Consider the following 24,008-nt stretch of genomic DNA (forward strand, 5'->3'; position numbering starts at 1 on the left):
CATCTGATCGCTCCCGCCCGCGCGGGAGCGATCTTTGCGCTTACACCACCTGATTCAGGTCGTTATTGCGCGTCTCCTTCAGGCACAGCACAGCGATCAGGCTGAGCACCGCTGCCGCAGACACATACCCGCCGACGTAACTCAAACCGCCCATCGCCACCAGTTTCTGCGCGAAGAACGGCGCCGCCGAGGCCCCGACAATCCCGCCGAGGTTGTAGGCCGCCGATGCGCCGGTATACCGCACGTGCGTCGGGAACAGTTCCGGCAGCAGAGCGCCCATCGGGGCGAATGTCACGCCCATCAGGAACAGCTCGATGCACAGGAACAGGGCCACGCCCCAGGTCGATCCCTGAGTCAGCAACGGCTCCATCAGAAATCCGGAAAGAATCGCCAGCACACCGCCGACGATCAGCACCGGTTTGCGTCCGTAACGATCACTGGCCCATGCCGACAGCGGCGTCGCGGCCGCCATGAACAGCACCGCGAAGCACAGCAGACCGAGGAAGGTCTCGCGGCTGTAACCCAATGTGGATACGCCATAGCTCAGGGAAAACACGGTCGAGATGTAGAACAGCGCGTAACACACCACCATGGCGGCGGCGCCCAGCAGCGTCGGTGCCCAGTATTGGCTGAACAGCTCGACCAGCGGCACTTTCACTCGTTCCTGGCGGGCAATGGCATTGGCGAACACCGGGGTTTCGTGAAGCTTGAGGCGCACGTACAGCCCGACCATCACCAGCACGGCGCTGAGCAGGAACGGAATCCGCCAGCCCCAGCTGCGGAATTGATCGTCGCTCAGGCTCATGGCCAACGTCAGGAACAGACCGTTGGCAGCCAGAAAACCAATCGACGGGCCGAGTTGCGGGAACATGCCGAACCACGCCCGTTTGCCTTTCGGGGCGTTTTCGGTCGCCAGCAGCGCCGCGCCACCCCATTCGCCCCCCAATCCCAGGCCCTGGCCGAAGCGCAGCACGCAGAGCAGGATCGGTGCCCAGGCGCCGATACTGTCATAACCCGGCAGCACGCCGATCAGCGTGGTGCAGACACCCATCAGCAGCAGTGAGGCCACCAGCGTGGATTTACGGCCGATGCGGTCGCCGAAGTGGCCAAACAGCGCCGAGCCCAGCGGTCGGGCGAGGAAGGCGATGCCGAAGGTCAGGAAGGCGGAGAGCATCTGCGCCGTGCCGGAGGTCTGCGGGAAGAACACCGGCCCGATCACCAGCGCGGCAGCGGTGGCGTAGACGTAGAAATCGTAGAACTCGATGGCCGTGCCGATGAAACTCGCGGTGGCCACGCGGGTGGCGGAGTTGGTCGGTTGGGCGGGCGTGGTGTCGCTGTAAGCGGTACTGGTCGTCATGCGGTGATCCCTGACAGTCATGAGCTCCGTTGGAGCGAATTATTATGGTCGAACACCCAGGGATGTGGGATGAGGCGCGATCGCTGCTTCAGGTAGGAACAGTCGTCGGTGTGATGCGGATATTGCCGATGAACCGGCCGGAACCAGTCGGGTGCGGGGTAAGCACGCGGTTCGGCGGGGCTTGGGTAAGCCCCGCGATTATAGGAAGGTGGCTAACGATTGAACAAGGGGCTGCCTAGCGGACAGGGGCGAGCGCCGGGGCCGAGGAGGTGTGCCAGATCAGGACCTTGCTGACCCGGTTCTCTTCGGTTTCGAGAATCTCCAGCCGGTAGCGGCCGATCTTCAGGCAGACCGCGCTTTCCGGGATCGTTTCCAGTGCTTCGGTCACCAGGCCATTGAGGGTCCGTGGGCCGTCGCTGGGCAGGTGCCAGCCCAGGCATTTGTTCAGTTCGCGGATCGACGCGGCGCCGTCGATCACCATGCGGCCATCGGCTTGTGGGTGGATGTGCGGGTTGTCGAGGCTGTGCTCGCTTTCGAATTCGCCGACGATCTCTTCGAGAATGTCTTCCAGGGTGACAATCCCCAGCACTTCGCCGTACTCGTCCACCACCATGCCCAGCCGCCGCTGCTGCTTGTGGAAGTTCAGCAGCTGCAGTTGCAGCGGGGTGCTTTCGGGAACGAAGTAGGGCTCGTAACTGGCCGCCAGCAAGGCTTCGCGGGTCAGGTTGCCATTGTCCAGCAAATGGCGGACCTGCCGGGTGTTGAGCACCGCCTCGACCTGATTGATATCGCTGTGAAACAGCGGCAGACGAGTACGACGGTTGTGGCGCAGTTGCTCGGTGATTTCTTCGATCGGATCGTCGAGGTTGATGCCGTCGACATCGCTGCGCGGCACCAGAATGTCGTTGACCGTGATGTTATCCAGCGCATGGATGCCCGAAACCGGGTGCGGGCGCACTGGATGATCGGGGTCATCATGACGCTCTGCCGGCACATCGTCTTCGCTCTGTTGCACCACCTGGGCCTTGCGGATGAACGGGCGCATCAGCAAACCACTGACGCGGCTGAGCAGCCAGGCAAGCGGGTAAACGACCTTCAGCGGTACTGCCAGCAGCGTATTGCCGAACGACAGCACCGCATCCGGATAACGCTGGGCGAGGGCGCGGGGGAAATAGTCGGCAAAAACCAGCAGCAGGGCGCCGGCGCCAAGGCAAGCCGCCCAGGGGCCGTTTTCTTCACAGAGAAAGATTGCCAGCAGCGTGGCCAGAATGACGGCGAGGGCGCGGCACAGGGTATTGCAGAGGATCAGGCTGTCGAGCGGGAAGCTGAGCTTGGCCAAGGGCTTGTCGCTGGCGCGGGATGCGGTGCGTTGCGCGAGCAGGTGCTGTTGCGCCGCTTCGACGGCGGTAAACAGCCCTGACCATAGAATCAGCAGGACAAATACCGCGAGCATCGGCCCTATGGGCAAACCGTCCATTTATGCCGCCCGTCAGATGTGCAGGATGTATTCACGGACCAGTTTGCTGCCGAAATACGCGAGCATCAGCAGGCAGAAACCGGCGAGGGTCCAGCGGATTGCCTTGTGTCCGCGCCAGCCGAGGCGGTTACGGCCCCACAGCAGGACGCTGAACACGATCCAGGCCAGGCAGGCCAGCAGGGTTTTATGCACCAGGTGCTGGGCAAACAGGTTCTCGACGAACAGCCAGCCGGAGATCAACGACAGCGACAGCAGCGTCCAGCCAGCCCAGAGGAAGCCGAACAGCAGGCTTTCCATGGTTTGTAGTGGCGGGAAGTTCTTGATCAGCCCGGACGGGTGCTTGTGCTTGAGCTGATGATCCTGCACCAGCAGCAACAAGGCCTGGAACACCGCGATGGTGAACATGCCGTAGGCGAGGATCGACAACAGGATGTGCGCGAGGATGCCCGGTTCTTCATCGATGATCTGCACCGTACCGGCCGGCGCGAACTGCGCCAGCAGCACCGTGATCGCACCCAGCGGGAACAGCAGCACCAGCAGGTTTTCCACCGGAATCCGTGAGCAGGCGAGCAGGGTCAGGGCAATGACCGCCGCAGCGATCAGGCTCGAAGCACTGAAGAAATCCAGGCCCAGACCGATCGGCGTCAATAAATGCGTAAGCAGGCTGGCGCTGTGGGCCAGCACGGCGAGAACGCCGAGCGAGACCAGCAGGCGCTTGTTGGCCTTGGCGCCAGTGGCCAGGCGGGTGCCCTGATAGAGGGTCGCAGCGGCGTAGAGAAGGGCGGCGGCGAGGGTGGTCAGCAAACTCGGTGACAAGGGGAGCATAAATCCTGTTAGGCAAGCCCGAAAGGGGCTGAGTTTGGCATAGAACCGCCGTTGCAAGAAAGACCGGCAAGCTGACAGCGAGGTGTCCGCCAGCCGCAGTCTTCGCTATAATCCGCGACCTGCCCACGCCGCAGGCTCGCCGAGCACATGTTGATTCCGGTCTGGGCCGCCATTATCCCGGTCTACACAGGGCCTGAAAGGATCGCGCAATGTTTGAAAACTTAACCGACCGTCTCTCGCAGACGCTGCGCCATGTCACCGGCAAGGCGAAGCTGACCGAGGACAATATCAAAGACACCCTGCGCGAAGTGCGCATGGCGTTGCTCGAAGCCGACGTCGCCCTGCCGGTGGTCAAGGACTTCGTCAATTCGGTCAAGGAACGCGCTGTCGGCACAGAGGTGTCGCGCAGCCTGACGCCGGGCCAGGCGTTCGTTAAGATCGTTCAGGCCGAACTCGAAAGCCTGATGGGCGCGGCCAACGAAGACCTGAACCTGAGCGCCGTGCCGCCCGCCGTCATTCTGATGGCCGGTCTGCAGGGCGCGGGTAAGACCACCACTGCCGGCAAGCTGGCGCGCTTCCTTAAAGAGCGCAAGAAAAAGTCGGTCATGGTCGTGTCGGCGGACATCTACCGTCCTGCTGCTATTAAACAGCTGGAAACCCTGGCCAACGACATCGGCGTAACGTTCTTCCCGTCCGACCTGAGCCAGAAACCGGTCGACATCGCCAACGCAGCTATTAAAGAAGCAAAACTGAAATTCATCGACGTGGTCATCGTCGACACCGCCGGTCGTCTGCACATCGATGAAGAGATGATGGGCGAGATCAAGGCGCTGCACGCCGCGATCAACCCGGTTGAAACCCTGTTCGTGGTCGACGCCATGACCGGTCAGGACGCGGCCAACACGGCCAAGGCCTTCGGTGATGCGCTGCCGCTGACCGGCGTGATCCTGACCAAGGTCGACGGTGATGCCCGTGGCGGTGCCGCGCTGTCGGTTCGCGCGATCACCGGCAAGCCGATCAAGTTCATCGGTATGGGCGAGAAGAGCGAAGCACTCGATCCGTTCCATCCTGAGCGTATCGCTTCGCGGATCCTCGGCATGGGCGACGTGCTCAGCCTGATCGAACAGGCTGAGGCGACCCTCGACAAGGACAAGGCCGACAAACTGGCCAAGAAGCTGAAGAAGGGCAAGGGCTTCGACCTCGAAGATTTCCGCGATCAGCTGCAACAGATGAAGAACATGGGCGGCCTCGGCGGGCTCATGGACAAGCTGCCGAGCATCGGCGGTGTCAATCTCTCGCAAATGGGCAATGCCCAGAGCGCCGCAGAGAAGCAGTTCAAACAGATGGAAGCCATCATCAATTCCATGACCCCGGCCGAGCGCCGCGACCCTGAGCTGATCAGCGGTTCGCGCAAGCGCCGGATCGCCTTGGGCTCCGGCACCCAGGTGCAGGACATCGGTCGCTTGATCAAGCAGCACAAGCAGATGCAGAAGATGATGAAGAAATTCTCCGCCAAGGGCGGAATGGCGAAAATGATGCGCGGCATGGGCGGAATGTTGCCCGGCGGCGGCATGCCAAAGATGTAAAAGAACTCGCCGGTCGTCGCACCGGCGCAGTCCCGCAAGGAAGCGGGATCCACAGCAAACCCGCACTCGGCGGGAGCTGACCGGCCGTGTTAAACGACGGCCCCATATGCAAATCTGCACGGCATGCCACAGGCGCCGGAAAAAGTCATTTGCAAAAGTCCGGATATTCCTTAGAATATGCGGCCTTTCGGGCACCCATGCCCGCTGTGCATTTAGATTTGCAGCACCGACTACAGGAACGATGTTCACATGCTAACAATCCGTCTTGCCCTTGGCGGCTCCAAAAAGCGCCCGTTTTACCACCTGACCGTAACCGACTCCCGCAACCCGCGTGACGGTTCCCACAAAGAACAGGTTGGCTTCTTCAACCCTGTTGCCCGTGGTCAGGAAATCCGTCTGTCCGTGAACCAAGAGCGCGTTGCCTACTGGCTGAGCGTTGGTGCACAGCCTTCTGAGCGTGTTGCTCAGTTGCTGAAGGAATCTGCCAAGGCTGCAGCCTGAGCAGTATGAGCGCGACGCCAGAAAAAGCTGATGACCTGATCGTTGTCGGCAAGATTTTTTCGGTTCACGGCGTTCGCGGCGAGGTGAAGGTCTTTTCCTTTACCGATCCGATTGAAAACCTGTTGGGCTATCGCAACTGGACGCTTCGGCGCGAAGGCATAGTGAAACAGGTCGAGCTGGTCAGCGGCCGATCCACTCAAAAGGATCTGGTTGTGAAGCTCAAAGGCCTCGACGATCGCGATGAAGCCCGTCTTCTGAGCGGTTACGAGATTTGCATCCCGCGAAGCCTTTTGCCCGACCTTACCGCCGACGAGTACTACTGGTACCAGTTGGAAGGTCTGAGTGTCATCAACCAGGACGAACAATTGTTCGGCAAGGTTGATCACCTGTTGGAGACCGGCGCGAACGATGTATTGGTGGTCAAGCCCTGCGTTGGCAGCCTGGATGATCGCGAGCGGTTGTTGCCCTATACGGAGCAATGCGTGCTGGCAATCGACTTGGAAGCAGGCGTGATGAGGGTGGAATGGGACGCGGACTTCTAAGCAATGGCCAGCCTGCGCGTAGACGTCATTACGCTGTTCCCCGAGATGTTCTCGGCCATCAGTGAGTACGGCATTACCAGTCGTGCGGTCAAACAGGGGCTCTTGCAGCTGACCTGTTGGAATCCGCGGGATTACACGACGGATCGGCATCACACTGTGGACGATCGCCCGTTTGGCGGTGGTCCGGGCATGGTGATGAAGATCAAGCCCCTGGAAGATGCTCTGGTTCAGGCCAAGGCAGCAGCCGGGGAGGCGGCGAAGGTGATTTACCTGTCCCCCCAAGGCCGTCAACTGACTCAGTCGGCGGTACGCGAACTGGCGAAATCGGATGCATTGATCCTGATTGCCGGTCGCTATGAAGGCATTGACGAGCGCTTTATTGAGGCTCATGTCGATGAAGAGTGGTCGATTGGTGACTATGTGTTGTCTGGCGGCGAGCTGCCGGCCATGGTCATGATCGATGCGGTTACACGACTGCTGCCCGGAGCTTTAGGGCATGCGGATTCCGCTGAGGAAGATTCCTTTACGGATGGTCTGCTGGATTGCCCGCACTACACCCGACCTGAGGTGTATGCGGATCAGCGTGTTCCCGACGTGTTGCTGAGTGGCAATCACGCGCATATCCGGCGTTGGCGTTTACAGCAGTCCCTTGGCAGGACCTTTGAACGACGCGCCGATCTTCTGGAAAGCCGCTCGCTTTCTGGAGAAGAGAAGAAGCTGCTCGAGGAATACATCCGCGAGCGGGACGATAGTTAACAACGTATCGATGGTAGATCAGACGATTTACCTTAGGAGCACAGCATGACCAACAAAATCATCCTTGCACTCGAAGCAGAGCAGATGACCAAAGAAATCCCTACCTTTGCCCCAGGCGACACCATCGTCGTTCAGGTGAAAGTGAAGGAAGGCGATCGTTCCCGTCTGCAAGCGTTCGAAGGCGTTGTCATCGCCAAGCGTAACCGCGGCGTGAACAGTGCGTTCACCGTTCGTAAAATCTCCAACGGTGTTGGCGTAGAACGTACTTTCCAGACCTACTCCCCGCAAATCGACAGCATGGCTGTCAAGCGTCGCGGTGACGTACGTAAAGCCAAGCTGTACTACCTGCGCGACCTGTCGGGTAAAGCAGCTCGCATCAAGGAAAAACTGGCTTAAGTCCAGCTTCCGATGCAGAAAAAAGCAGCCTACGGGCTGCTTTTTTGTTGCCCGCAATTTATCCACCGCATTTCTGTTTCAGGCCTGACCCATGACCCCTCGCGAGCAAGAAATCGAACGCCGCACCGAACTCTCGGTGACCCGCGTGACCAAGGCGGTTTTTCCGCCGACCACCAACCACCACAACACCCTGTTCGGCGGCACCGCGCTGGCCTGGATGGACGAAGTGTCCTTCATCACCGCCACGCGCTTCTGCCGTTTGCCGCTGGTGACAGTGTCGACCGATCGCATCGATTTCAATCATGCGATCCCGGCAGGCTCCATCGTCGAACTGGTTGGGCGGGTGATCAAGGTCGGCAACACCAGCCTCAAGGTCGAGGTGGAAGTGTTCGTTGAAAGCATGAGCTGCGACGGTCGTGAGAAAGCCATTCACGGGCAGTTCAGCTTTGTTGCCATCGATGATGACAAGCGTCCGGTGCCGGTGCTGCCGGGTTTCTCGGCCTGATCCAGCACCGAGCCGCGGCATTCGCGGGCAAGCCCGCTCCCACGCGTTTTGTGTTGTCCGCTGATGATGTGTTCGACACGGACACTGTGGGAGCGGGCTTGCCCGCGATTCGGTCTGTCAGGCGCTGACGCTCTCCGGCTGAATCAGCGCCACCAGCGTCCACCCCGGCCCCGGCTTTAGCACGGTTTCCGGCGTCACGACATGTACCCAGCCGCTGTCATCGCGCATGAACAGTAGCGTCGCGCGATTGCCATGCAGCGCACGGTAATCGTCCCAGCCAAACCCGTCCGTCAGCGTCGTGCTGTAAAGATCGGCACCTTGCCCCAGTTGACTGGCGAGTCTGGCGTAAGTCAGCGCCTCGCTCCCCAGTTGATTGCCGCGATGTTCGAGGCTGGCGCGGTGCTTGTCGCTGCGCCGACTTTCCTGACCACTGGCCAGGCCGAACAGGCGTTGATGGCCGAAGTCATGACGAAAGCGCATGGCTGCCAGCGTATTGAGTTCGCCCGACGGTGACAGCGCCAGCAAATGCCCCAGTCCGACCAGGTCCAGATGCGCATCGGCATGCTGCGAGGCCGGATTGCCGAAGTAGGTCGGCAAGCCATCCATGCGCGCGGCGCGGATATTTTCCCAGCTTGAATCCGTCAGCAGCACCCGGCTGCCCAGCTGTTGCAGCGACTTGCCGAGCAGGCGCGCAGGCCCGTTCGCCCCGACGATCAGGAAGCCGCTGGGCGCTGGCTCCGCAACTTTCAACAGCCGGGCCAGTGGCCGAGCGGTCGCACTTTGCAGCACGACGGTGCCGATGATCACGGCGAACGTCAGCGGCACCAGCAACAGCGCGCCTTCATGGCCCGCTTCATCAAGTCGAATCGCAAAGATCGCCGAGACCGCCGCCGCGACAATCCCGCGCGGGGCAATCCAGCACAACAGCGCACGTTCACGCCAACTCAGGCTCGAACCGGCGGTGCTCAGCACCACGTTCAACGGTCGGGCGATCAGCTGAATCACCAGCAACAGGATCAACACCAGCGGCCCGAGACCGATCAACGCGTTCAGATCCAGTCGTGCCGCCAGCAGAATGAACAGCCCGGAAATCAGCAGCACGCTGAGGTTTTCCTTGAAGTGCAGGATGTGCCGCACATCCACACCCTTCATGTTCGCCAGCCACATGCCCATCAGTGTCACCGCCAACAGCCCTGATTCGTGCATGGTCTGGTTGGCAGCGATGAATATCCCCAGCACCGCGGCGAGCGATGCCAGATTGTGCAAATACTCCGGCAGCCATTGGCGCCGGATGATCGTGCCGAGCAGCCAGCCACCGGCGATGCCAAACCCGCTGCCGCAGACAATCACCCCGCCGAAGGTCAGCAGGCTCTGTTCCAGGCCGTGGCCTTCGGCCCGGGCGATGATGAAGCTGTAGACCACCACCGCGAGCAGTGCGCCGATCGGGTCGATCACAATCCCTTCCCAGCGCAGGATATTGGCGATCGAAGCCTTCGGCCGCACCACGCGCAGCATCGGCACGATCACGGTCGGCCCGGTAACCAGGGTCAGGCTGCCGAACAGGATCGCCAACAGCCAGTCGAAACCCAGCAGCCAGTGCGTCGCGACCGCAATCACTACCCATGTCGAGAGCGCACCGATTGTGACCAGTCGATGCACGACGCTGCCGATCTCGCGCCATTCCGACAGATGCAGGGTCAGGCTGCCTTCAAACAGAATCAGTGCCACCGCCAGCGACACCAATGGCATCAGCAACGGGCCGAACATTTCCTGTGGGTCGAGCCAGCCCAGCACGGGGCCCGCCAGAATGCCGGTCAGCAGCAGAAACAGAATCGCCGGCAGCTTCAGGCGCCAGGCGAGCCATTGGCAGCCCAGTGCGGCAGCGCCGATACCACCGAAAGCCAACAGAATTTGCTGCTCGTTCATTGAAGCTCCCTGTTCCTTGAAATAGCGGGCTATGAAAGACTAGCGGCCATTTCAACCGTTCACTCTTTATTTGCGCGCAGTGCCAAACCTGCGTGTCTTGAGCGCCCATGCCTGCCATCGACCACCCACTGATCGACCAGTTTCTCGACGCCCTCTGGCTGGAAAAAGGTCTCTCCGACAACACTCGCGACGCCTACCGCAGTGATCTCGCGCTGTTCAACGGCTGGTTGCAGGACAAAGGTCTCGAACTGGTCAATGCCGGTCGAGAACTGATCCTCGATCACCTGGCCTGGCGTCTGGAACAGAACTACAAACCTCGCTCTACGGCGCGATTTCTTTCCGGTGTGCGTGGTTTTTATCGCTATCTGCTGCGGGAAAAACTGATTTCGGTTGATCCGACTTTGCGCGTGGATATGCCGCAACTCGGTCGGCCGCTGCCCAAATCCCTGTCGGAAGCCGACGTCGAAGCGCTGCTGAAGGCGCCGGACTTGAGCGAAGCCATCGGCCAGCGCGATCGCGCCATGCTCGAAGTCTTGTATGCCTGCGGCCTGCGTGTCACCGAGCTGATCAGCCTGACGCTGGAACAGGTCAACCTGCGTCAGGGCGTGTTGCGGGTGATGGGCAAGGGCAGCAAGGAGCGGCTGGTGCCGATGGGCGAGGAGGCGATTGTCTGGGTCGAGCGCTACCTGCGTGACGGTCGCGGCGAGCTGCTCGGCGGGCGCCCGAGCGATGTGCTGTTCCCCAGTCAGCGCGGCGAGCAGATGACCCGCCAGACCTTCTGGCATCGAATCAAGCATCAGGCCAAGGTCGCCGGGATCGGCAAGTCACTGTCGCCGCACACCTTGCGTCACGCGTTTGCCACCCACCTGCTCAACCATGGCGCCGACTTGCGGGTGGTGCAGATGCTGTTGGGCCACAGCGACCTGTCGACCACGCAGATCTACACTCACGTCGCCCGGGCACGTTTGCAGGATCTGCATGCCAAACATCACCCGCGCGGCTGAGCGCCGTTTGTCTTGCGACAGGCGCATTCGGCCACGGGAGCCTTATGTGGTAGGCTTTGCCGGTTTGCACGATGGGCGGTTATGACCCGGTGTTCCGGCACGGGCGTTCTGATCGTTCCATTTGTCCGCCTTCAGGAGTTCTCATGCGTCTGACCCAGATTTTCGCCGCCGCAGCCATTGCGTTGGTCAGCACCTTTGCCGTCGCCGATGACGCGGCCGACAAAGCGATTCGCCAAAGCCTGGAAAACCTCCAGCTCGACGTGCCGGTCGATACCATCACCGCCAGTCCGCTGCCAGGCCTGTACGAAGTCAAGCTCAAGGGCAGTCGCGTGCTCTACGCCAGCGCCGACGGCCAGTACATCGTTCAGGGCTACATGTTCCAGCTCAAGGACGGCAAACCGGTCAACCTGACCGAGAAGACCGAGCGCCTGGGCATTTCCAAACTGATCAATGCGATCCCGGTAGCCGAGACCGTGGTTTACCCGGCCGTGGGTGAAACCAAGTCGCACATCACCGTTTTCACCGACACCACTTGCCCGTACTGCCACAAGCTGCACGCTGAAGTGCCCGAGCTGAACAAGCGCGGCATCGAAGTGCGTTACGTCGCGTTCCCGCGTCAGGGTCTGAATTCGCCGGGTGACGAACAGCTGCAAGCGGTGTGGTGCTCGAAAGACAAGAAAGCGGCCATGGACAAAATGGTCGATGGCAAGGAAATCAAGGCCGCCAAGTGCGATAACCCGGTTTCCAAACAGTTCGCCCTCGGTCAGTCGATCGGCGTGAATGGTACACCGGCCATCGTTTTGGCCGACGGACAAGTCATTCCGGGCTACCAGCCTGCGCCACAAGTCGCCAAACTGGCGCTGGGCGCGAAGTAATTCGCATCGTCACGCTCAGGCGTTGACGAGCGTGGTCCGGCGGCAGGATTGCCGGGCCATCAACAGAGAGCCGCGAACCTGCGGTTGTTTTCACGGCCGGCCTCGTGTCGGCCGTTTTATGGGGAGTTCACAGTGAAACCGGTCAAAGTAGGCATCTGTGGGTTAGGGACCGTCGGTGGCGGAACCTTCAACGTACTTCAGCGCAACGCCGAGGAAATTGCTCGTCGTGCCGGGCGTGGAATCGAAGTGGCACAAATTGCCATGCGCACGCCAAAGCCTCAGTTCCAGACGACCGGTATTGCGATTACCAACGATGTCTTCGAAGTGGCCACGAACCCTGAGATCGACATCGTCATAGAGCTGATGGGCGGCTACACCGTTGCCCGCGAGCTGGTACTCAAGGCCATCGAGAATGGCAAGCATGTGGTCACCGCGAACAAGGCTCTGATTGCCGTTCACGGTAATGAAATTTTCGCCAAGGCACGCGAGAAAGGCGTGATCGTGGCGTTCGAAGCGGCGGTAGCCGGCGGCATTCCGGTGATCAAGGCGATCCGTGAAGGCCTGTCCGCCAACCGTATCAACTGGGTCGCCGGGATCATCAACGGCACCGGCAACTTCATCCTCACCGAAATGCGCGAGAAGGGTCGCACCTTCGAAGACGTGCTGGCCGAGGCGCAAGCGCTGGGTTACGCCGAAGCTGATCCGACTTTCGACGTCGAAGGCATCGACGCGGCGCACAAGCTGACGATCCTGGCGTCGATCGCATTCGGTGTTCCGCTGCAGTTCGACAAGGCTTACACCGAAGGCATCACCAAGCTGACCACCGCCGACGTGAATTACGCCGAAGCGCTGGGCTACCGCATCAAGCATCTGGGCGTGGCACGCAGCACCGCCGCCGGTATCGAGCTGCGCGTACACCCGACGCTGATACCGGCCGATCGCCTGATAGCCAACGTCAACGGTGTGATGAACGCGGTGATGGTCAACGGTGACGCTGCCGGTTCGACCCTGTTCTACGGCGCCGGCGCCGGCATGGAGCCGACCGCTTCGTCGGTGATCGCGGATCTGGTGGACGTGGTTCGCGCCATGACGTCCGACCCGGAAAACCGCGTGCCGCACCTGGCCTTCCAGCCGGACTCGCTGTCGGCCCATCCGATCCTGCCGATCGAAGCCTGCGAAAGCGCCTACTACCTGCGCATTCAGGCCAAGGACCATCCGGGCGTACTCGCTCAGGTGGCGAGCATCCTCTCGGAGCGCGGCATCAACATCGAGTCGATCATGCAGAAGGAAGTCGAGGAACACGACGGCCTGGTGCCGATGATTCTGCTGACCCACCGCGTGCTGGAACAGCACATCAACGACGCGATCGCCGCCCTCGAAGCGCTCGCGGGCGTGGTCGGTCCGGTTGTGCGGATCCGCGTCGAGCACTTGAACTAAGCCGATCTCCTTCACCGGTCCCGCCAGCGGGGCCGGTGTCGTGAACACTGTCCATTGGAGTCAGTCATGCGTTACATCAGTACCCGCGGCCAGGCACCGGCCCTGAATTTCGAAGACGTCCTGCTGGCCGGTCTCGCCACCGACGGCGGTCTGTACGTCCCGGAAAACCTGCCACGTTTCACCCAGGAAGAAATCGCTTCCTGGGCCGGCCTGCCGTATCACGAGCTGGCCTTCCGCGTCATGCGCCCGTTCGTCACCGGCAGCATTCCGGACGCCGATTTCAAAAAGATTCTTGAAGAAACCTACGGTGTGTTCGCCCACAACGCCGTTGCGCCGCTGCGTCAGTTGAACGGCAACGAATGGGTGCTGGAGCTGTTCCACGGCCCGACCCTGGCGTTCAAGGACTTCGCCCTGCAACTGCTCGGTCGCTTGCTCGACTACGTGCTGGAAAAGCGCGGCGAGCGCGTGGTGATCGTCGGCGCCACCTCCGGTGACACCGGTTCGGCCGCCATCGAAGGCTGCAAGCACTGCGAAAACGTCGATATCTTCATTCTGCACCCGCACAACCGCGTGTCCGAAGTGCAGCGTCGGCAGATGACCACCATCCTCGGTGAGAACATCCACAACATTGCCATCGAAGGCAACTTCGATGACTGCCAGGAAATGGTCAAGGCCAGCTTCGCCGACCAGAGCTTCCTCAAGGGCACCCGCCTGGTTGCAGTGAACTCGATCAACTGGGCGCGGATCATGGCCCAGATCGTTTACTACTTCCACGCGGCCCTGCAATTGGGCGGCCCGGCGCGTTCGGTGTCGTTCTCGGTGCCGACCGGCAACTTTGGCGACATCTTCGCCGGCTATCTGGCGCGCAACATGGGACTGCCGATCAACCAGCTGATCGTCGCCACCAACCGCAACGACATCCTGCACCGCTTCATGAGTGGCAACCAGTACGTCAAGGAAACCCTGCACGCCACGCTGTCGCCGTCGATGGACATCATGGTCTCGTCGAACTTCGAACGCCTGCTGTTCGACCTGCACGGTCGCAACGGCGCGGCAATTGCCGGGCTGATGGATTCGTTCAAGCAGGGCGGCGGTTTCAGCGTCGAACAGGAACGCTGGACCGAAGCACGCAAACTGTTCGACTCGCTGGCCGTGGACGATGCGCAAACCTGCGAAACCATCGCCGAAGTCTACGAGCAGACCGGTGAAGTGCTGGATCCGCACACCGCCATTGGCGTGAAAGCCGCGCGCGAATGCCGTCGCAGCCTGGACATCCCGATGGTGATTCTGGGCACGGCGCATCCGGTCAAGTTCCCGGACGCGGTGGAGAAAGCCGGTGTAGGAAAAGCTCTCGAACTACCTGCACATCTTTCTGATTTGTTTGAGAGAGAAGAGCGCTGCACCGTCCTGCCGAATGAGCTGAAAGCCGTGCAAGCCTTTGTCAGTCAGCATGGCAACCGAGGCAAGCCCCTCTAAGCCCGCAAAGCTGTCACATTTTGAAGCCCGTCTCCTGACGGGCTTTCTTGTTTATGCATGCCACACTGCCCGGGTTTCACCCACGAAGGACGGGTGAGTCGATGACGAAGGATGTGGCAATGCGGTTTTTTTCAGGATTGAAACCGGCGCTGTGCTGGTTGTGTGTGTGGGCGATGTTCGGGGTGTCGCAGTGGACCGAAGCGGCCCATCTGGCGAGCCATTCCGATGGGGTGACAACCGTTCAGCCTATCGAGTTGGATGAGCATGAGCGACAGTGGATTCGAGATAACCCCAGAGTGACGGTCGCCTCGGTGCAGTACCCGTTGTATCTGTTTCAGGATGAACATGGTCATTGGAGCGGCTTGAACAACGATGTGCTCACGCATATCAGCGCCATGACCGGATTGCAGTTCGTCCATCAGGAGTCGTTCTCCACCGATCACATGCTGGAACGGCTTCAGAGTGGCGTGGCCGATATCAGCACGACCCTGGCGATGAACGACGAGCGCAAGGCATTCCTGGACTTCAGTCACGCGTTCGGCGGTGCTGGCTGGGTATTCGTCGGTCATTCGGGCGAACCGGCGATACAGTCGTTCGAAGCGCTGGCAAAGCGGGTGTTGGTCCTGCCGGCCCGGCATGCGCTGGAGGACAGCATTCGACGTGACTACCCGTCGATCCAGATCCGCTCGGTGAAAACGTATGCCGAGGCGCGAGCGCTGGTCGAGAGTGGCGAGGCCTACGCCACCATCGAGAACGAGATCGGGGCTCAGCTGTTTCCCTCGGGCCTGCTCAAGGTCGGTGGTCTGGTGGAGGGCAAGTGGGAGGCGGATCATCTGGCGGTACGCAAAGGGCTGCCTGAGCTTGTGAGCATCCTCAACAAGGCATTGGGCGCTTTCTCGGCGGCCGAACTGCGTGCCATGCGCCTGAAATGGCTGGACGGCGTTGCTCCCGCTCCGGTTCCCTCGATCGGCTCGCTCCTGATCAAGTGGGGATGTTGGGCGATGGGCGCGCTTGGGGTGTTCGGACTATTGCCCTTGCTGTGGAACCGCCGTTTGGCGGCCGAGGTAAAGCAGCGACGGGCGGCAGAAAAGGATCTAAGTGATCAACTGGCTTTCCAACATGCATTGATCGATGCGATGCCCGATCCCGTATTCGTTCGCGATCTGCAGGGGCGGTTGATCATGTGCAATCGCAGTTATGAAGATGCGCTGTCGGTTCGGCTGGAGCAGGTACAGGGCCGGAAGCTGTTCGAGATCGATGCGCTTCCACAGGCCACGGCACTGATGCTGCACGAAGAATTCATGGCGCAGCTGGGCACTCGTAAAACACGTTTCAGCAAACGGCAGCTGGTGTTCAAGAGCGGCCCCCGTCAGATCTACCAATGGACGGTGCCGTTTTACAGTGCGGATGGAAAACTGCGTGGCCTGCTGGGTGGCTGGACGGACATTACCGAGCGGCGGAAGGAGAGTGGATGTCGATGTCTGCATTAAAGATGGGAAAGTTCCTATAAAACGTGGCTACTTTTCTGATGGGAGGCTTAGGACGACTGCCCTAGAGTGACAGGCCACAGCGTCGTGAATCCGCGATTGCCGCTCCAGAGGTCGTCCCATGCGCTCGCTCAAGATCCTGATTCTAGAACCCAATCCGTTCCAACTGATGGCGTTGCACCAGATGCTCAACGCCATCGGTATCTACGATGTGCTGACCGCGCCGTCGCTGGGTTCGGCAAAGCGGTCACTGGAACGTCGCGGGGCGGTCGACATCACCCTGTGCAATCCACAATTGCAGAACGGGGACGGGTTGGCGCTGATCCGGCATCTGGCCGAGCGGCAGGACGCGCGGGCGATGATTCTGCTGGGGGCCGTGACTCCCAGCCTGCTGCAAGAGCTGGAAACCTTGCTCGGCGAACACGGGATCACCTTGCTGGGCCGCCTGCACACGCCGGTGTCGGCGGTGTTGATGAGGAGTCTGCTGGACACCTACATGACAAGCCACCGGCATTGCGTGGACGCTTGAACCCCCATGGTTATTTTCCTGTCATCTTCACCCTGCATGCTCCGATAGGCCGGTGACGCTCCGGGAGAGGCCGGCGACAAGCAGAACTTTCCTCTCGGGCCGGTGGTCATTTACTGTGAACACGCCCCAGGCACTGTGTTTTCGGACTATTGAGTGGAGATCGAGATGGAAAGTATCAGTCTATTGCTCGGTGAGGCTCTGAGCCCGTATCAAGTGACGTTGACCCCTCGGGGTCGCCATGGCGAATGCCTGGTGACTTTGAAGAACGGCAACGGCGCGATCGTGGTGGAGCGCGAATTCAATCAGGCGCAATTGAGCGACAAGCGTCAACTGACAGATGTGGTCGACGGTCTGCACCGTGACATCCTGATTGCCGAAGGCCGGCTGGAACCCTGTGTGATCGCCGCGTTGCGAAACGCAGCCCTCGACAAGCACCCGGCCCTCTGAAACTGATTTTTCATTTGTGGGAACCTTCCTGCATCCAGGTCGGTCAGACCCGGTAACAGCAGGAGCAAGCATTGTGCTCCGGTGCTTGTCGCTTGCTGCTACGGGTCTTTGATACAGGCCACGTTTAACCCCGAGTCGTCTCCCCACTTCTCGGGGTTTCTTTTTGCCCGGATTTCACTGCGCGGCTTGTCGCTGGAAGAAAATCCGCGCCTGTTCCAGATAATCCTGACGCCTTTCGGGGTCGAGCCAATCGGCGTAGAGCTGGTTGAGATGATCGTGGGGCAGGGTGCGCAACAGCTGATTGATCTCGGTGATCGCCTGTCGACCCGCCGCGGTGTCGGTGCAGCCGACATGGCCCGACAGGTACTTGCCCGTGCCGCGAATCGGGAAGAACAGCAGTTCGTCCTCGGTGATCTCGGCCTGGCGCGCCTGATAACGGATTTCCGGCCAGTAACCCAGCACCACCTGCAAACGTCCCAGGCGCTGCATCGACAGCAGGCTGCTGAGCGCATCGTTGCCGTAATGGGGCGTCAGCGCGCCGCTCGGTGCCTGATGCAGCAATGTATCGATGTACTCGCCATAACTGCGCTCGGCTACCACGCCGACTTTTCGCTCGCCGTTGGCCAGAAATGCCGACAGGTCGACTTCATCGTCGACCAGAAACGGCTCCAGCACTTCGCGATCTCTCTGACGCACCACCAGGCCATTGCTGACAGCGCGAAACGCGGGGATGGAGAAGGCGATCCATTGCGCCCGCTCCCTGTTCCAGACCAGCGAAGGATCGCAGGCGAAGGGATGTTCATGCAGCATTTGAGTGCCACGGGCGCGATTGACCCGCATCAAGGTGTGTTCGTATTGCGGCATGCCGGCAATCAGCATCGGCATCAATTGATCGATAACGCCCTGGCCCTTTTTCGGACCCTCGAAGATCGTCAGTGGCGGCAGGTCGCGCAACAGCCAGATCAGCGTCGGTTTGGCCTGCGCCCACGCTGGCAGTACCATCAGGAACAGCAGGCCGAACAACCGCCAGGTCCACCAATGGTGGGCGCGGTTCGAGGCCGAGGGCATCAGGGGCTTCAGCTCAGATGGCTCCGTCTTCGCGCAGCCGGGCGATCTGCTTCTCGTCGTAGCCAAGATCGTGGAGTACCTGCGCATTGTGCTCACCGAGCTGCGGTCCGACCCATTCGGACGTGCCGGGTGTCTCAGAGAGTTTCGGCACGATGCCCGGCATCTTGAAAGGTTTGCCGTCCGGCAATTTGGCGTGGAGGAACATTTCCCGGGCCAGGTATTGCGGATCGTTGAACATGTCTTCGGCACTGAAGATCCGGCTGGCCGGTACTTCGGCCTGATTCAGCAGATCCAGCACGGTTTGCAGCGGCAGCGAATTGACCCAGCGATCGATCACCCCATACAACTCGTCACGACGGCTGTCGCGCCCGTCGTTGCTGGCCAGCGCCGGGTCGTTTGCCAGATCTTCACGGCCGATGATCAGCATGAAGCGCTTGAAAATCGCATCGCCGTTGGCGCCGATCTGCACATGTTTGCCGTCGGCGCTGGTGTGGATCGAGGACGGGGTGATGCCCGGCATGATGTTGCCGGTGCGCTCACGAATGAAGCCGAAGACATCGAACTCCGGCACCATGCTTTCCATCATGGCGAAGATCGCTTCGTACAGCGCCACATCGACCACCTGGCCGAGACCGCCGTTGACCTCGCGATGACGCAAGGCCATCAACGCGCCGATCACGCCCCACAAAGCCGCAATCGAATCGCCGATGGAAATTCCGGTGCGCACCGGCGGGCGGTCTTCGAAACCGGTGATGTAGCGCAGGCCGCCCATGGATTCGCCGACCGCACCGAAACCTGGCTGATCTTTCATTGGCCCGGTCTGGCCGAAACCGGACAGGCGCACCATCACCAGTTTCGGGTTCAGCGCATGCAGGGTTTCCCAGCCCAGGCCGAGTTTTTCCAGCACGCCGGGGCGGAAGTTCTCGATCAGGATGTCGGCTTCACCCAACAGTTTTTTCAGGATCGCCAGGCCATCGGGGTGTTTGAGGTTCAGCGTCAGGGACTTTTTGTTGCGCGCCTGGACGAACCACCACAACGAAGTCCCTTCATACAGCTTGCGCCATTTGCGCAACGGATCCCCGCCGTCCGGCGACTCGATCTTGATCACTTCGGCACCGAACTCGCCGCAGATACGCGAGGCAAACGGCCCGGCAATCAAAGTACCCAATTCAATGACTTTCAGACCGCTGAGCGGTTTGTTGGCGAACGGCATGCGAGATCCTGTAGGACAAGGCTGAGCAGATAGAGCGTTTTAACATAGCCGGCTGTCAGTCGCGCAAGGTTGATCGCCATCAATTCGTGGATTGCCTACAGCATCGGTTAGACTTGCCGACTTTCCTCGTATCAAGAAGCCCGTTCATGGCCCAGCCGTCCACTACCTACAAATTCGAACTGAACCTCACCGACCTTGACCGCAGCGTCTACGAGAACGTGAAGCAGACCATCGCCCGCCATCCTTCGGAAACCGAAGAACGCATGACCGTGCGGCTGTTGGCCTACGCGCTCTGGTACAACGAGCAACTGTCGTTCGGGCGTGGTCTGTCGGACGTGGATGAACCTGCGCTGTGGGAAAAGAGCCTGGACGACCGCGTCCTGCACTGGATCGAAGTCGGCCAGCCGGATGCCGATCGCCTGACCTGGTGCTCGCGCCGCACCGAACGCACCAGCCTGCTGGCCTACGGCAGCCTGCGCGTCTGGGAAGGCAAGGTGATTCCGGCGATCAAAAACCTGAAGAACGTCAACATTGCCGCTGTTCCGCAGGAAGTGCTGGAAACCCTGGCCAAGGACATGCCCCGCGTCATCAAGTGGGACGTGATGATCAGCGAAGGCACGATCTTCGTCACCGACGACCGTGGCCAGCACGAAGTCCAGCTCAGCTGGCTGCAAGGCGAGCGCGGTTAATTCCGCGTTACTCCCGAAAAATCCCACGTATTCAAGAGAAGCTTCTGTCACCCCATGCGTATCGATCCTCGCCCGTTGCCCGCCACTCTGCCGTTTCTCGGTGAACTGCCACCCCTGCTGACCCGCCTGTACGCGGCGCGGGGCGTGCAGTCCGAAGCGGAGCTGGACAAGAGCCTGGCGCGGCTGATTCCGTTCCAGCAGCTCAAAGGGATCGATGCGGCGGTTGATCTGCTGGTGACGGCGCTGGAGCAGCGTCAGCGGATCCTGATCGTCGGCGACTTCGACGCCGACGGCGCGACGGCCAGCACCGTGGGCGTGCTCGGTCTGCGCCTGCTGGGCGCGGCGCACGTCGATTATCTGGTGCCGAACCGCTTCGAATATGGCTACGGCCTGACCCCTGAGATCGTCGAAGTCGCGATGACCCGCGAGCCGCAACTGTTGATCACCGTCGACAACGGCATTTCCAGCGTTGAAGGTGTCGCGGCCGCGAAGCGCCATGGCCTGAAGGTTTTGATTACTGACCACCATTTGCCCGGCGATGAGCTGCCGCAAGCCGATGCGCTGGTCAATCCGAACCAGCCCGGCTGCGAGTTTCCGAGCAAGGCGCTGGCCGGGGTCGGGGTGATTTTCTATGTGTTGATGGCCTTGCGCGCACGCCTGCGCAGCCTCGGCTGGTACGAGAGCAAGCCGCAGCCGAACATCGGCGAACTGCTGGATCTGGTGGCGCTGGGCAGCGTTGCCGACGTGGTGCCGCTGGATGCCAACAACCGGATTCTGGTGCACCAGGGTCTGGAGCGAATTCGCGCCGGACGTGCGCGGCCGGGGATCAAGGCGATCCTGGAAGTGGCCAAGCGTGAAGCTTCGCGCATTACGTCTACCGACCTCGGTTTCATCGTCGGCCCGCGCCTGAACGCGGCGGGGCGTCTGGATGACATGAGCCTGGGCATCGAATGCCTGCTGACCCACGACCCTGCGCTGGCCCGGGAAATGGCCGCACAACTGGACGGCATGAATCAGGACCGCAAATCCATCGAGCAAGGCATGCAGCGTGAAGCGCTGGCCCAGCTCAAGGACTTGCCGGTCGAGTCGATGCCGTTCGGTTTGTGCCTGTTCGATCCGGAATGGCATCAGGGTGTCATCGGTATTCTGGCTTCGCGGATGAAGGAGCGTTACTTCCGCCCGACCATCGCCTTCGCCGATGCCGGTGACGGTCTGCTCAAGGGCTCTGGGCGTTCGGTTCAGGGCTTTCATATTCGTGATGCGCTGAGCGTGGTCGCGGCGCAGCATCCGGATCTGATCGCCAAGTACGGCGGTCACGCGATGGCGGCAGGCCTGACTTTGCCGCAGGAGAATTTTCCGTTGTTCGCCGAGGCCTTCGACGCCGAAGTGCGCAGGCAGCTTCGCGAAGAGGATCTGACCGGGCGCCTGCTGTCGGACGGCACGCTGGCGGTCGAGGAATTTCATCTGGAGCTGGCCCGCGCCCTGCGTCACGCCGGGCCGTGGGGCCAGCATTTCCCGGAGCCGCTGTTTCATGGCGTGTTCCAGTTGGTCGAGCAGCGAGTGGTCGGCGAGCGGCACCTGAAAGTGGTGCTGAAAACCGAATGCGGTTCGGTGAAGCTGGATGGCATCGCCTTCGGCATTGATCGTGATATCTGGCCGAACCCGACGATCAAATGGGTCGAACTGGCCTACAAGCTCGATCTGAACGAGTTTCGCGGCAATGAGACCGTGCAACTGATGATTGCCCACATCGAACCGCGCTGAGTCCATCGCGAGCAGGCTCGCTCCCACCAGGACAACACCGTACCTGTGGGAGCGAGCCTGCTCGCGAAGGGGGACGTTCACACACTGAATCACTCTGAACCCTGCCTCATCCCCAGTTGTCGACTAGGCTCTAAGCACTGCTTGATTGGCCTTGTGACGTCTTGTCGAATTTTTTGCCCGCGGGGGCGGGTGCTGCACCTTTTTCCTGTCACTCGTCGACTTTTCAAACAGAACCCTGGAGCCTGCCCACTGATTTGAGAGGTGCCCCATGAGTCTGCTGCTTGAACCCTTTACCCTCCGCCAACTGACCCTGCCCAACCGCATCGCCGTGTCGCCCATGTGCCAGTACTCCAGCGTCGATGGCCTGGCCAACGACTGGCATCTGGTGCACCTCGGCAGCCGTGCGGTGGGGGGCGCTGGCCTGGTATTCACCGAAGCCACGGCAATCACGGCCGACGGGCGGATCACCGCCGAAGACCTGGGCTTGTGGAACGACGAACAGATCGCACCGCTGCAACGCATCACCCGTTTCATCACCGCCCAAGGCGCAGTGGCCGGCATACAACTGGCCCACGCCGGGCGCAAGGCCAGCACCCACCGGCCGTGGATCGGCAAGCACGGCAGCGTCAAACCGGAGGACGGTGGCTGGACGCCGGTCGGGCCTTCGCCGATTGCCTTTGACCCGCAACACACCCAACCGAAACAGCTGGATGAAGGGCAGATCGCCCAGGTCATTCAGGACTTCGTGGCCGCGGCCAAACGCGCGCTGACCGCTGGTTTCAGTGTGGTCGAGGTGCATGCGGCGCACGGTTATCTGTTGCACCAGTTTCTGTCGCCGCTGAGCAATCAGCGCCGCGACCAGTACGGTGGTTCGTTCGAAAATCGTATTCGTCTGGTGTTGCAAGTGACTGAGGCGGTGCGCGCCGTATGGCCGGAAGAACTGCCGGTGTTTGTGCGCCTTTCGGCTACCGACTGGGTCGAGGACGGCTGGAATCCCGATGAAACCGTGGAGCTGGCGCGACGCCTGAAAGCCTTGGGGGCTGATTTGATCGATGTGTCATCGGGCGGCACGGCAGCCAACGCCGAAATCCCCGTGGGTCCGGGATATCAGACGCGCTTCGCCGAACGGGTGCGCAAGGAGTCAGGCATCGCCACTGGCACCGTGGGAATGATTACCGAGCCGGCCCAGGCCGAGCACATCCTTAGAACCTGTCAGGCCGACATCATCTTCCTCGCCCGTGAGCTGCTGCGTGATCCGTACTGGCCGCTGCACGCCGACGATGACCTGGGCGGCCGCAAAGCGGTGTGGCCGGCGCAGTATCAACGTGCGACCCATCGTGATCAGCCGATTCATGAGTCTGATCTGCGGGATTGATCCGAACTGTCGCAGCGCCTATAAAACCCGCCATTGAAAAGGCGGGTTTTTTCTTGCCTATCGTTTGGAATGCAAAGGAATGGATCGCATGTTGATCGAACGAGAGCTGACGGAATCCGACTTGCCGCTGCTGGCGCTGATCGACCGCAGTGAACTGGTTGAGGCGTGCTATCGCGTAGAAAACGGTGAGCTGGTTCTGTATCCGGTGCGTTTCGACATGCGCGGGTGGCCCGAAGGGGAGGCAGAGGAGAATGCGCGGGTATTGGAAAAATGCTGGCGCAGCGGCGGTTGGCTACACGGGCTTTTCGATGGCGAGACACTGGTGGCGGCGGTGGTTGTGGATAACCGGGTTATTCACAATCAGGGTCTGAACATGCGGCAGTTGAAGTTCCTGCACATCAGCCGTGCCTGGCGTGGGCAGGGGCTTGGCGGGCGATTGTTTGCCCTGGCCTGCGCCCATGGTCGGAGGATCGGCGCCGAAGCGCTGTATGTCTCGGCGACCGAGTCGCGCAATACCGTGGAGTTCTATCAGCGTCAGGGTTGCCGGTTGGTTGATCACCCGGATTCTGAGTTGTTTGATCAAGAGCCCAAAGACATTCATCTGTATTGCCCACTGACCTGACGCAGTGCCTTCCATCCGATGTTGAATATTCTGACGCTTTCGCGAGCAAGCCCGCTCCCACCCTGGCTCCGTGTCGGTCACACACTGTGTGATCGAACCAGATCCAATGTGGGAGCGGGCTTGCTCGCGAAGAGGCCCGCGCAGGCGCCTC

Annotated in this window: 23 protein-coding genes; 17 read left to right on the top strand and 6 right to left on the bottom strand. The window is 60.8% G+C overall.

Annotated elements, in window-relative coordinates; translation table 11 throughout:
* Positions 1-40: 40 nt before the first annotated feature.
* From CAG25_RS11310 to CAG25_RS11325, 3 genes are all read right to left on the bottom strand, one after another.
* A complete protein-coding gene (locus CAG25_RS11310) occupies positions 41-1,357 on the bottom strand; it encodes an MFS transporter (protein ID WP_085611432.1) in 1,317 nt (438 codons plus the stop codon).
* A gap of 235 nt (positions 1,358-1,592) precedes the next feature.
* A complete protein-coding gene (locus CAG25_RS11320; RefSeq protein WP_064593622.1) occupies positions 1,593-2,834 on the bottom strand; it encodes a transporter associated domain-containing protein in 1,242 nt (413 codons plus the stop codon).
* 12 nt (positions 2,835-2,846) lie between these two features.
* Complete coding sequence (locus CAG25_RS11325) at positions 2,847-3,659, bottom strand: inner membrane protein YpjD (RefSeq protein WP_039769548.1); 813 nt, start codon at positions 3,657-3,659, stop codon at positions 2,847-2,849.
* A 209-nt stretch (positions 3,660-3,868) separates the two neighbouring features.
* Here CAG25_RS11325 and ffh point away from each other — a divergent pair, with 209 nt between their 5' ends.
* From ffh to CAG25_RS11355, 6 genes are all read left to right on the top strand, one after another.
* Positions 3,869-5,245: a signal recognition particle protein gene (gene ffh / locus CAG25_RS11330; protein ID WP_085611434.1), complete on the top strand. Its 1,377-nt coding sequence runs from the start codon at positions 3,869-3,871 to the stop codon at positions 5,243-5,245.
* Positions 5,246-5,494: 249 nt separating this feature from the next.
* Positions 5,495-5,746, top strand: coding sequence for a 30S ribosomal protein S16 (gene rpsP, locus CAG25_RS11335; protein WP_003185073.1), 252 nt, complete (start codon positions 5,495-5,497; stop codon positions 5,744-5,746).
* 5 nt (positions 5,747-5,751) lie between these two features.
* Positions 5,752-6,288: a ribosome maturation factor RimM gene (gene rimM, locus CAG25_RS11340; protein ID WP_064593627.1), complete on the top strand. Its 537-nt coding sequence runs from the start codon at positions 5,752-5,754 to the stop codon at positions 6,286-6,288.
* A gap of 3 nt (positions 6,289-6,291) precedes the next feature.
* Complete coding sequence (gene trmD / locus CAG25_RS11345; RefSeq protein ID WP_039769553.1) at positions 6,292-7,044, top strand: tRNA (guanosine(37)-N1)-methyltransferase TrmD; 753 nt, start codon at positions 6,292-6,294, stop codon at positions 7,042-7,044.
* 45 nt (positions 7,045-7,089) lie between these two features.
* Complete coding sequence (rplS, locus tag CAG25_RS11350) at positions 7,090-7,440, top strand: 50S ribosomal protein L19 (RefSeq protein ID WP_003175895.1); 351 nt, start codon at positions 7,090-7,092, stop codon at positions 7,438-7,440.
* Between the two features lie 91 nt (positions 7,441-7,531).
* Complete coding sequence (locus CAG25_RS11355; RefSeq protein ID WP_085611435.1) at positions 7,532-7,945, top strand: acyl-CoA thioesterase; 414 nt, start codon at positions 7,532-7,534, stop codon at positions 7,943-7,945.
* Positions 7,946-8,062: 117 nt separating this feature from the next.
* Here CAG25_RS11355 and CAG25_RS11360 read toward each other — a convergent pair whose 3' ends face one another.
* Positions 8,063-9,871 (bottom strand): sodium:proton antiporter, encoded by a 1,809-nt coding sequence (locus tag CAG25_RS11360; protein ID WP_085611436.1) that lies wholly within the window; start codon positions 9,869-9,871, stop codon positions 8,063-8,065.
* Positions 9,872-9,978: 107 nt separating this feature from the next.
* Between CAG25_RS11360 and xerD the strand changes: the two genes are divergently transcribed.
* From xerD to CAG25_RS11395, 7 genes are all read left to right on the top strand, one after another.
* Positions 9,979-10,875, top strand: a complete 897-nt coding sequence (gene xerD / locus CAG25_RS11365; protein ID WP_039769558.1) for a site-specific tyrosine recombinase XerD — start codon at positions 9,979-9,981, stop codon at positions 10,873-10,875.
* A gap of 143 nt (positions 10,876-11,018) precedes the next feature.
* Complete coding sequence (gene dsbC / locus CAG25_RS11370; RefSeq protein WP_039769559.1) at positions 11,019-11,750, top strand: bifunctional protein-disulfide isomerase/oxidoreductase DsbC; 732 nt, start codon at positions 11,019-11,021, stop codon at positions 11,748-11,750.
* 132 nt (positions 11,751-11,882) lie between these two features.
* The gene (locus tag CAG25_RS11375; protein ID WP_011332618.1) at positions 11,883-13,187 is read left to right on the top strand and encodes a homoserine dehydrogenase; all 1,305 of its coding nucleotides are present in this window, start codon (positions 11,883-11,885) and stop codon (positions 13,185-13,187) included.
* Positions 13,188-13,253: 66 nt separating this feature from the next.
* The gene (gene thrC / locus CAG25_RS11380) at positions 13,254-14,663 is read left to right on the top strand and encodes a threonine synthase (RefSeq protein WP_064382412.1); all 1,410 of its coding nucleotides are present in this window, start codon (positions 13,254-13,256) and stop codon (positions 14,661-14,663) included.
* 119 nt (positions 14,664-14,782) lie between these two features.
* Positions 14,783-16,153 carry a transporter substrate-binding domain-containing protein gene (locus CAG25_RS11385; protein WP_085611437.1) on the top strand — a complete coding sequence of 457 codons (1,371 nt, stop codon included), beginning with the start codon at positions 14,783-14,785 and terminating at the stop codon, positions 16,151-16,153.
* Between the two features lie 118 nt (positions 16,154-16,271).
* Positions 16,272-16,679: a response regulator gene (locus CAG25_RS11390; protein WP_085611438.1), complete on the top strand. Its 408-nt coding sequence runs from the start codon at positions 16,272-16,274 to the stop codon at positions 16,677-16,679.
* 165 nt (positions 16,680-16,844) lie between these two features.
* Positions 16,845-17,126, top strand: coding sequence for a DUF3509 domain-containing protein (locus CAG25_RS11395; RefSeq protein WP_085611439.1), 282 nt, complete (start codon positions 16,845-16,847; stop codon positions 17,124-17,126).
* A 174-nt stretch (positions 17,127-17,300) separates the two neighbouring features.
* Here the strand turns inward: CAG25_RS11395 and CAG25_RS11400 are convergent, their stop codons facing one another.
* Positions 17,301-18,194 carry a TIGR02285 family protein gene (locus tag CAG25_RS11400; protein ID WP_178076458.1) on the bottom strand — a complete coding sequence of 298 codons (894 nt, stop codon included), beginning with the start codon at positions 18,192-18,194 and terminating at the stop codon, positions 17,301-17,303.
* Between the two features lie 13 nt (positions 18,195-18,207).
* Complete coding sequence (locus CAG25_RS11405; RefSeq protein ID WP_085611440.1) at positions 18,208-19,407, bottom strand: CaiB/BaiF CoA-transferase family protein; 1,200 nt, start codon at positions 19,405-19,407, stop codon at positions 18,208-18,210.
* Between the two features lie 146 nt (positions 19,408-19,553).
* Here CAG25_RS11405 and CAG25_RS11410 point away from each other — a divergent pair, with 146 nt between their 5' ends.
* From CAG25_RS11410 to CAG25_RS11425, 4 genes are all read left to right on the top strand, one after another.
* Positions 19,554-20,096, top strand: coding sequence for a YaeQ family protein (locus tag CAG25_RS11410; protein ID WP_064593644.1), 543 nt, complete (start codon positions 19,554-19,556; stop codon positions 20,094-20,096).
* 54 nt (positions 20,097-20,150) lie between these two features.
* A complete protein-coding gene (gene recJ / locus CAG25_RS11415; RefSeq protein WP_085611441.1) occupies positions 20,151-21,860 on the top strand; it encodes a single-stranded-DNA-specific exonuclease RecJ in 1,710 nt (569 codons plus the stop codon).
* Between the two features lie 268 nt (positions 21,861-22,128).
* Positions 22,129-23,235, top strand: a complete 1,107-nt coding sequence (locus tag CAG25_RS11420; protein ID WP_039769573.1) for an NADH:flavin oxidoreductase/NADH oxidase — start codon at positions 22,129-22,131, stop codon at positions 23,233-23,235.
* A gap of 88 nt (positions 23,236-23,323) precedes the next feature.
* The gene (locus CAG25_RS11425; RefSeq protein ID WP_085611442.1) at positions 23,324-23,857 is read left to right on the top strand and encodes a GNAT family N-acetyltransferase; all 534 of its coding nucleotides are present in this window, start codon (positions 23,324-23,326) and stop codon (positions 23,855-23,857) included.
* The last annotated feature ends 151 nt before the right edge of the window (positions 23,858-24,008 follow it).

It is taken from the genome of Pseudomonas sp. B16(2017) (assembly GCF_002113205.1).
GTDB lineage: Bacteria > Pseudomonadota > Gammaproteobacteria > Pseudomonadales > Pseudomonadaceae > Aquipseudomonas > Aquipseudomonas pharyngis.

What these genes read in the sequence shown, in the direction of transcription:
- CAG25_RS11310 (WP_085611432.1), bottom strand. Translation starts at nt 1,357, where the DNA reads ATGACGACCAGTACCGCTTACAGCGACACCACGCCCGCCCAACCGACC.
- CAG25_RS11320 (WP_064593622.1), bottom strand. Translation starts at nt 2,834, where the DNA reads ATGGACGGTTTGCCCATAGGGCCGATGCTCGCGGTATTTGTCCTGCTG.
- CAG25_RS11325 (WP_039769548.1), bottom strand. Translation starts at nt 3,659, where the DNA reads ATGCTCCCCTTGTCACCGAGTTTGCTGACCACCCTCGCCGCCGCCCTT.
- ffh (WP_085611434.1), top strand. Translation starts at nt 3,869, where the DNA reads ATGTTTGAAAACTTAACCGACCGTCTCTCGCAGACGCTGCGCCATGTC.
- rpsP (WP_003185073.1), top strand. Translation starts at nt 5,495, where the DNA reads ATGCTAACAATCCGTCTTGCCCTTGGCGGCTCCAAAAAGCGCCCGTTT.
- rimM (WP_064593627.1), top strand. Translation starts at nt 5,752, where the DNA reads ATGAGCGCGACGCCAGAAAAAGCTGATGACCTGATCGTTGTCGGCAAG.
- trmD (WP_039769553.1), top strand. Translation starts at nt 6,292, where the DNA reads ATGGCCAGCCTGCGCGTAGACGTCATTACGCTGTTCCCCGAGATGTTC.
- rplS (WP_003175895.1), top strand. Translation starts at nt 7,090, where the DNA reads ATGACCAACAAAATCATCCTTGCACTCGAAGCAGAGCAGATGACCAAA.
- CAG25_RS11355 (WP_085611435.1), top strand. Translation starts at nt 7,532, where the DNA reads ATGACCCCTCGCGAGCAAGAAATCGAACGCCGCACCGAACTCTCGGTG.
- CAG25_RS11360 (WP_085611436.1), bottom strand. Translation starts at nt 9,871, where the DNA reads ATGAACGAGCAGCAAATTCTGTTGGCTTTCGGTGGTATCGGCGCTGCC.
- xerD (WP_039769558.1), top strand. Translation starts at nt 9,979, where the DNA reads ATGCCTGCCATCGACCACCCACTGATCGACCAGTTTCTCGACGCCCTC.
- dsbC (WP_039769559.1), top strand. Translation starts at nt 11,019, where the DNA reads ATGCGTCTGACCCAGATTTTCGCCGCCGCAGCCATTGCGTTGGTCAGC.
- thrC (WP_064382412.1), top strand. Translation starts at nt 13,254, where the DNA reads ATGCGTTACATCAGTACCCGCGGCCAGGCACCGGCCCTGAATTTCGAA.
- CAG25_RS11385 (WP_085611437.1), top strand. Translation starts at nt 14,783, where the DNA reads ATGCGGTTTTTTTCAGGATTGAAACCGGCGCTGTGCTGGTTGTGTGTG.
- CAG25_RS11390 (WP_085611438.1), top strand. Translation starts at nt 16,272, where the DNA reads ATGCGCTCGCTCAAGATCCTGATTCTAGAACCCAATCCGTTCCAACTG.
- CAG25_RS11395 (WP_085611439.1), top strand. Translation starts at nt 16,845, where the DNA reads ATGGAAAGTATCAGTCTATTGCTCGGTGAGGCTCTGAGCCCGTATCAA.
- CAG25_RS11400 (WP_178076458.1), bottom strand. Translation starts at nt 18,194, where the DNA reads ATGCCCTCGGCCTCGAACCGCGCCCACCATTGGTGGACCTGGCGGTTG.
- CAG25_RS11405 (WP_085611440.1), bottom strand. Translation starts at nt 19,407, where the DNA reads ATGCCGTTCGCCAACAAACCGCTCAGCGGTCTGAAAGTCATTGAATTG.
- CAG25_RS11410 (WP_064593644.1), top strand. Translation starts at nt 19,554, where the DNA reads ATGGCCCAGCCGTCCACTACCTACAAATTCGAACTGAACCTCACCGAC.
- recJ (WP_085611441.1), top strand. Translation starts at nt 20,151, where the DNA reads ATGCGTATCGATCCTCGCCCGTTGCCCGCCACTCTGCCGTTTCTCGGT.
- CAG25_RS11420 (WP_039769573.1), top strand. Translation starts at nt 22,129, where the DNA reads ATGAGTCTGCTGCTTGAACCCTTTACCCTCCGCCAACTGACCCTGCCC.
- CAG25_RS11425 (WP_085611442.1), top strand. Translation starts at nt 23,324, where the DNA reads ATGTTGATCGAACGAGAGCTGACGGAATCCGACTTGCCGCTGCTGGCG.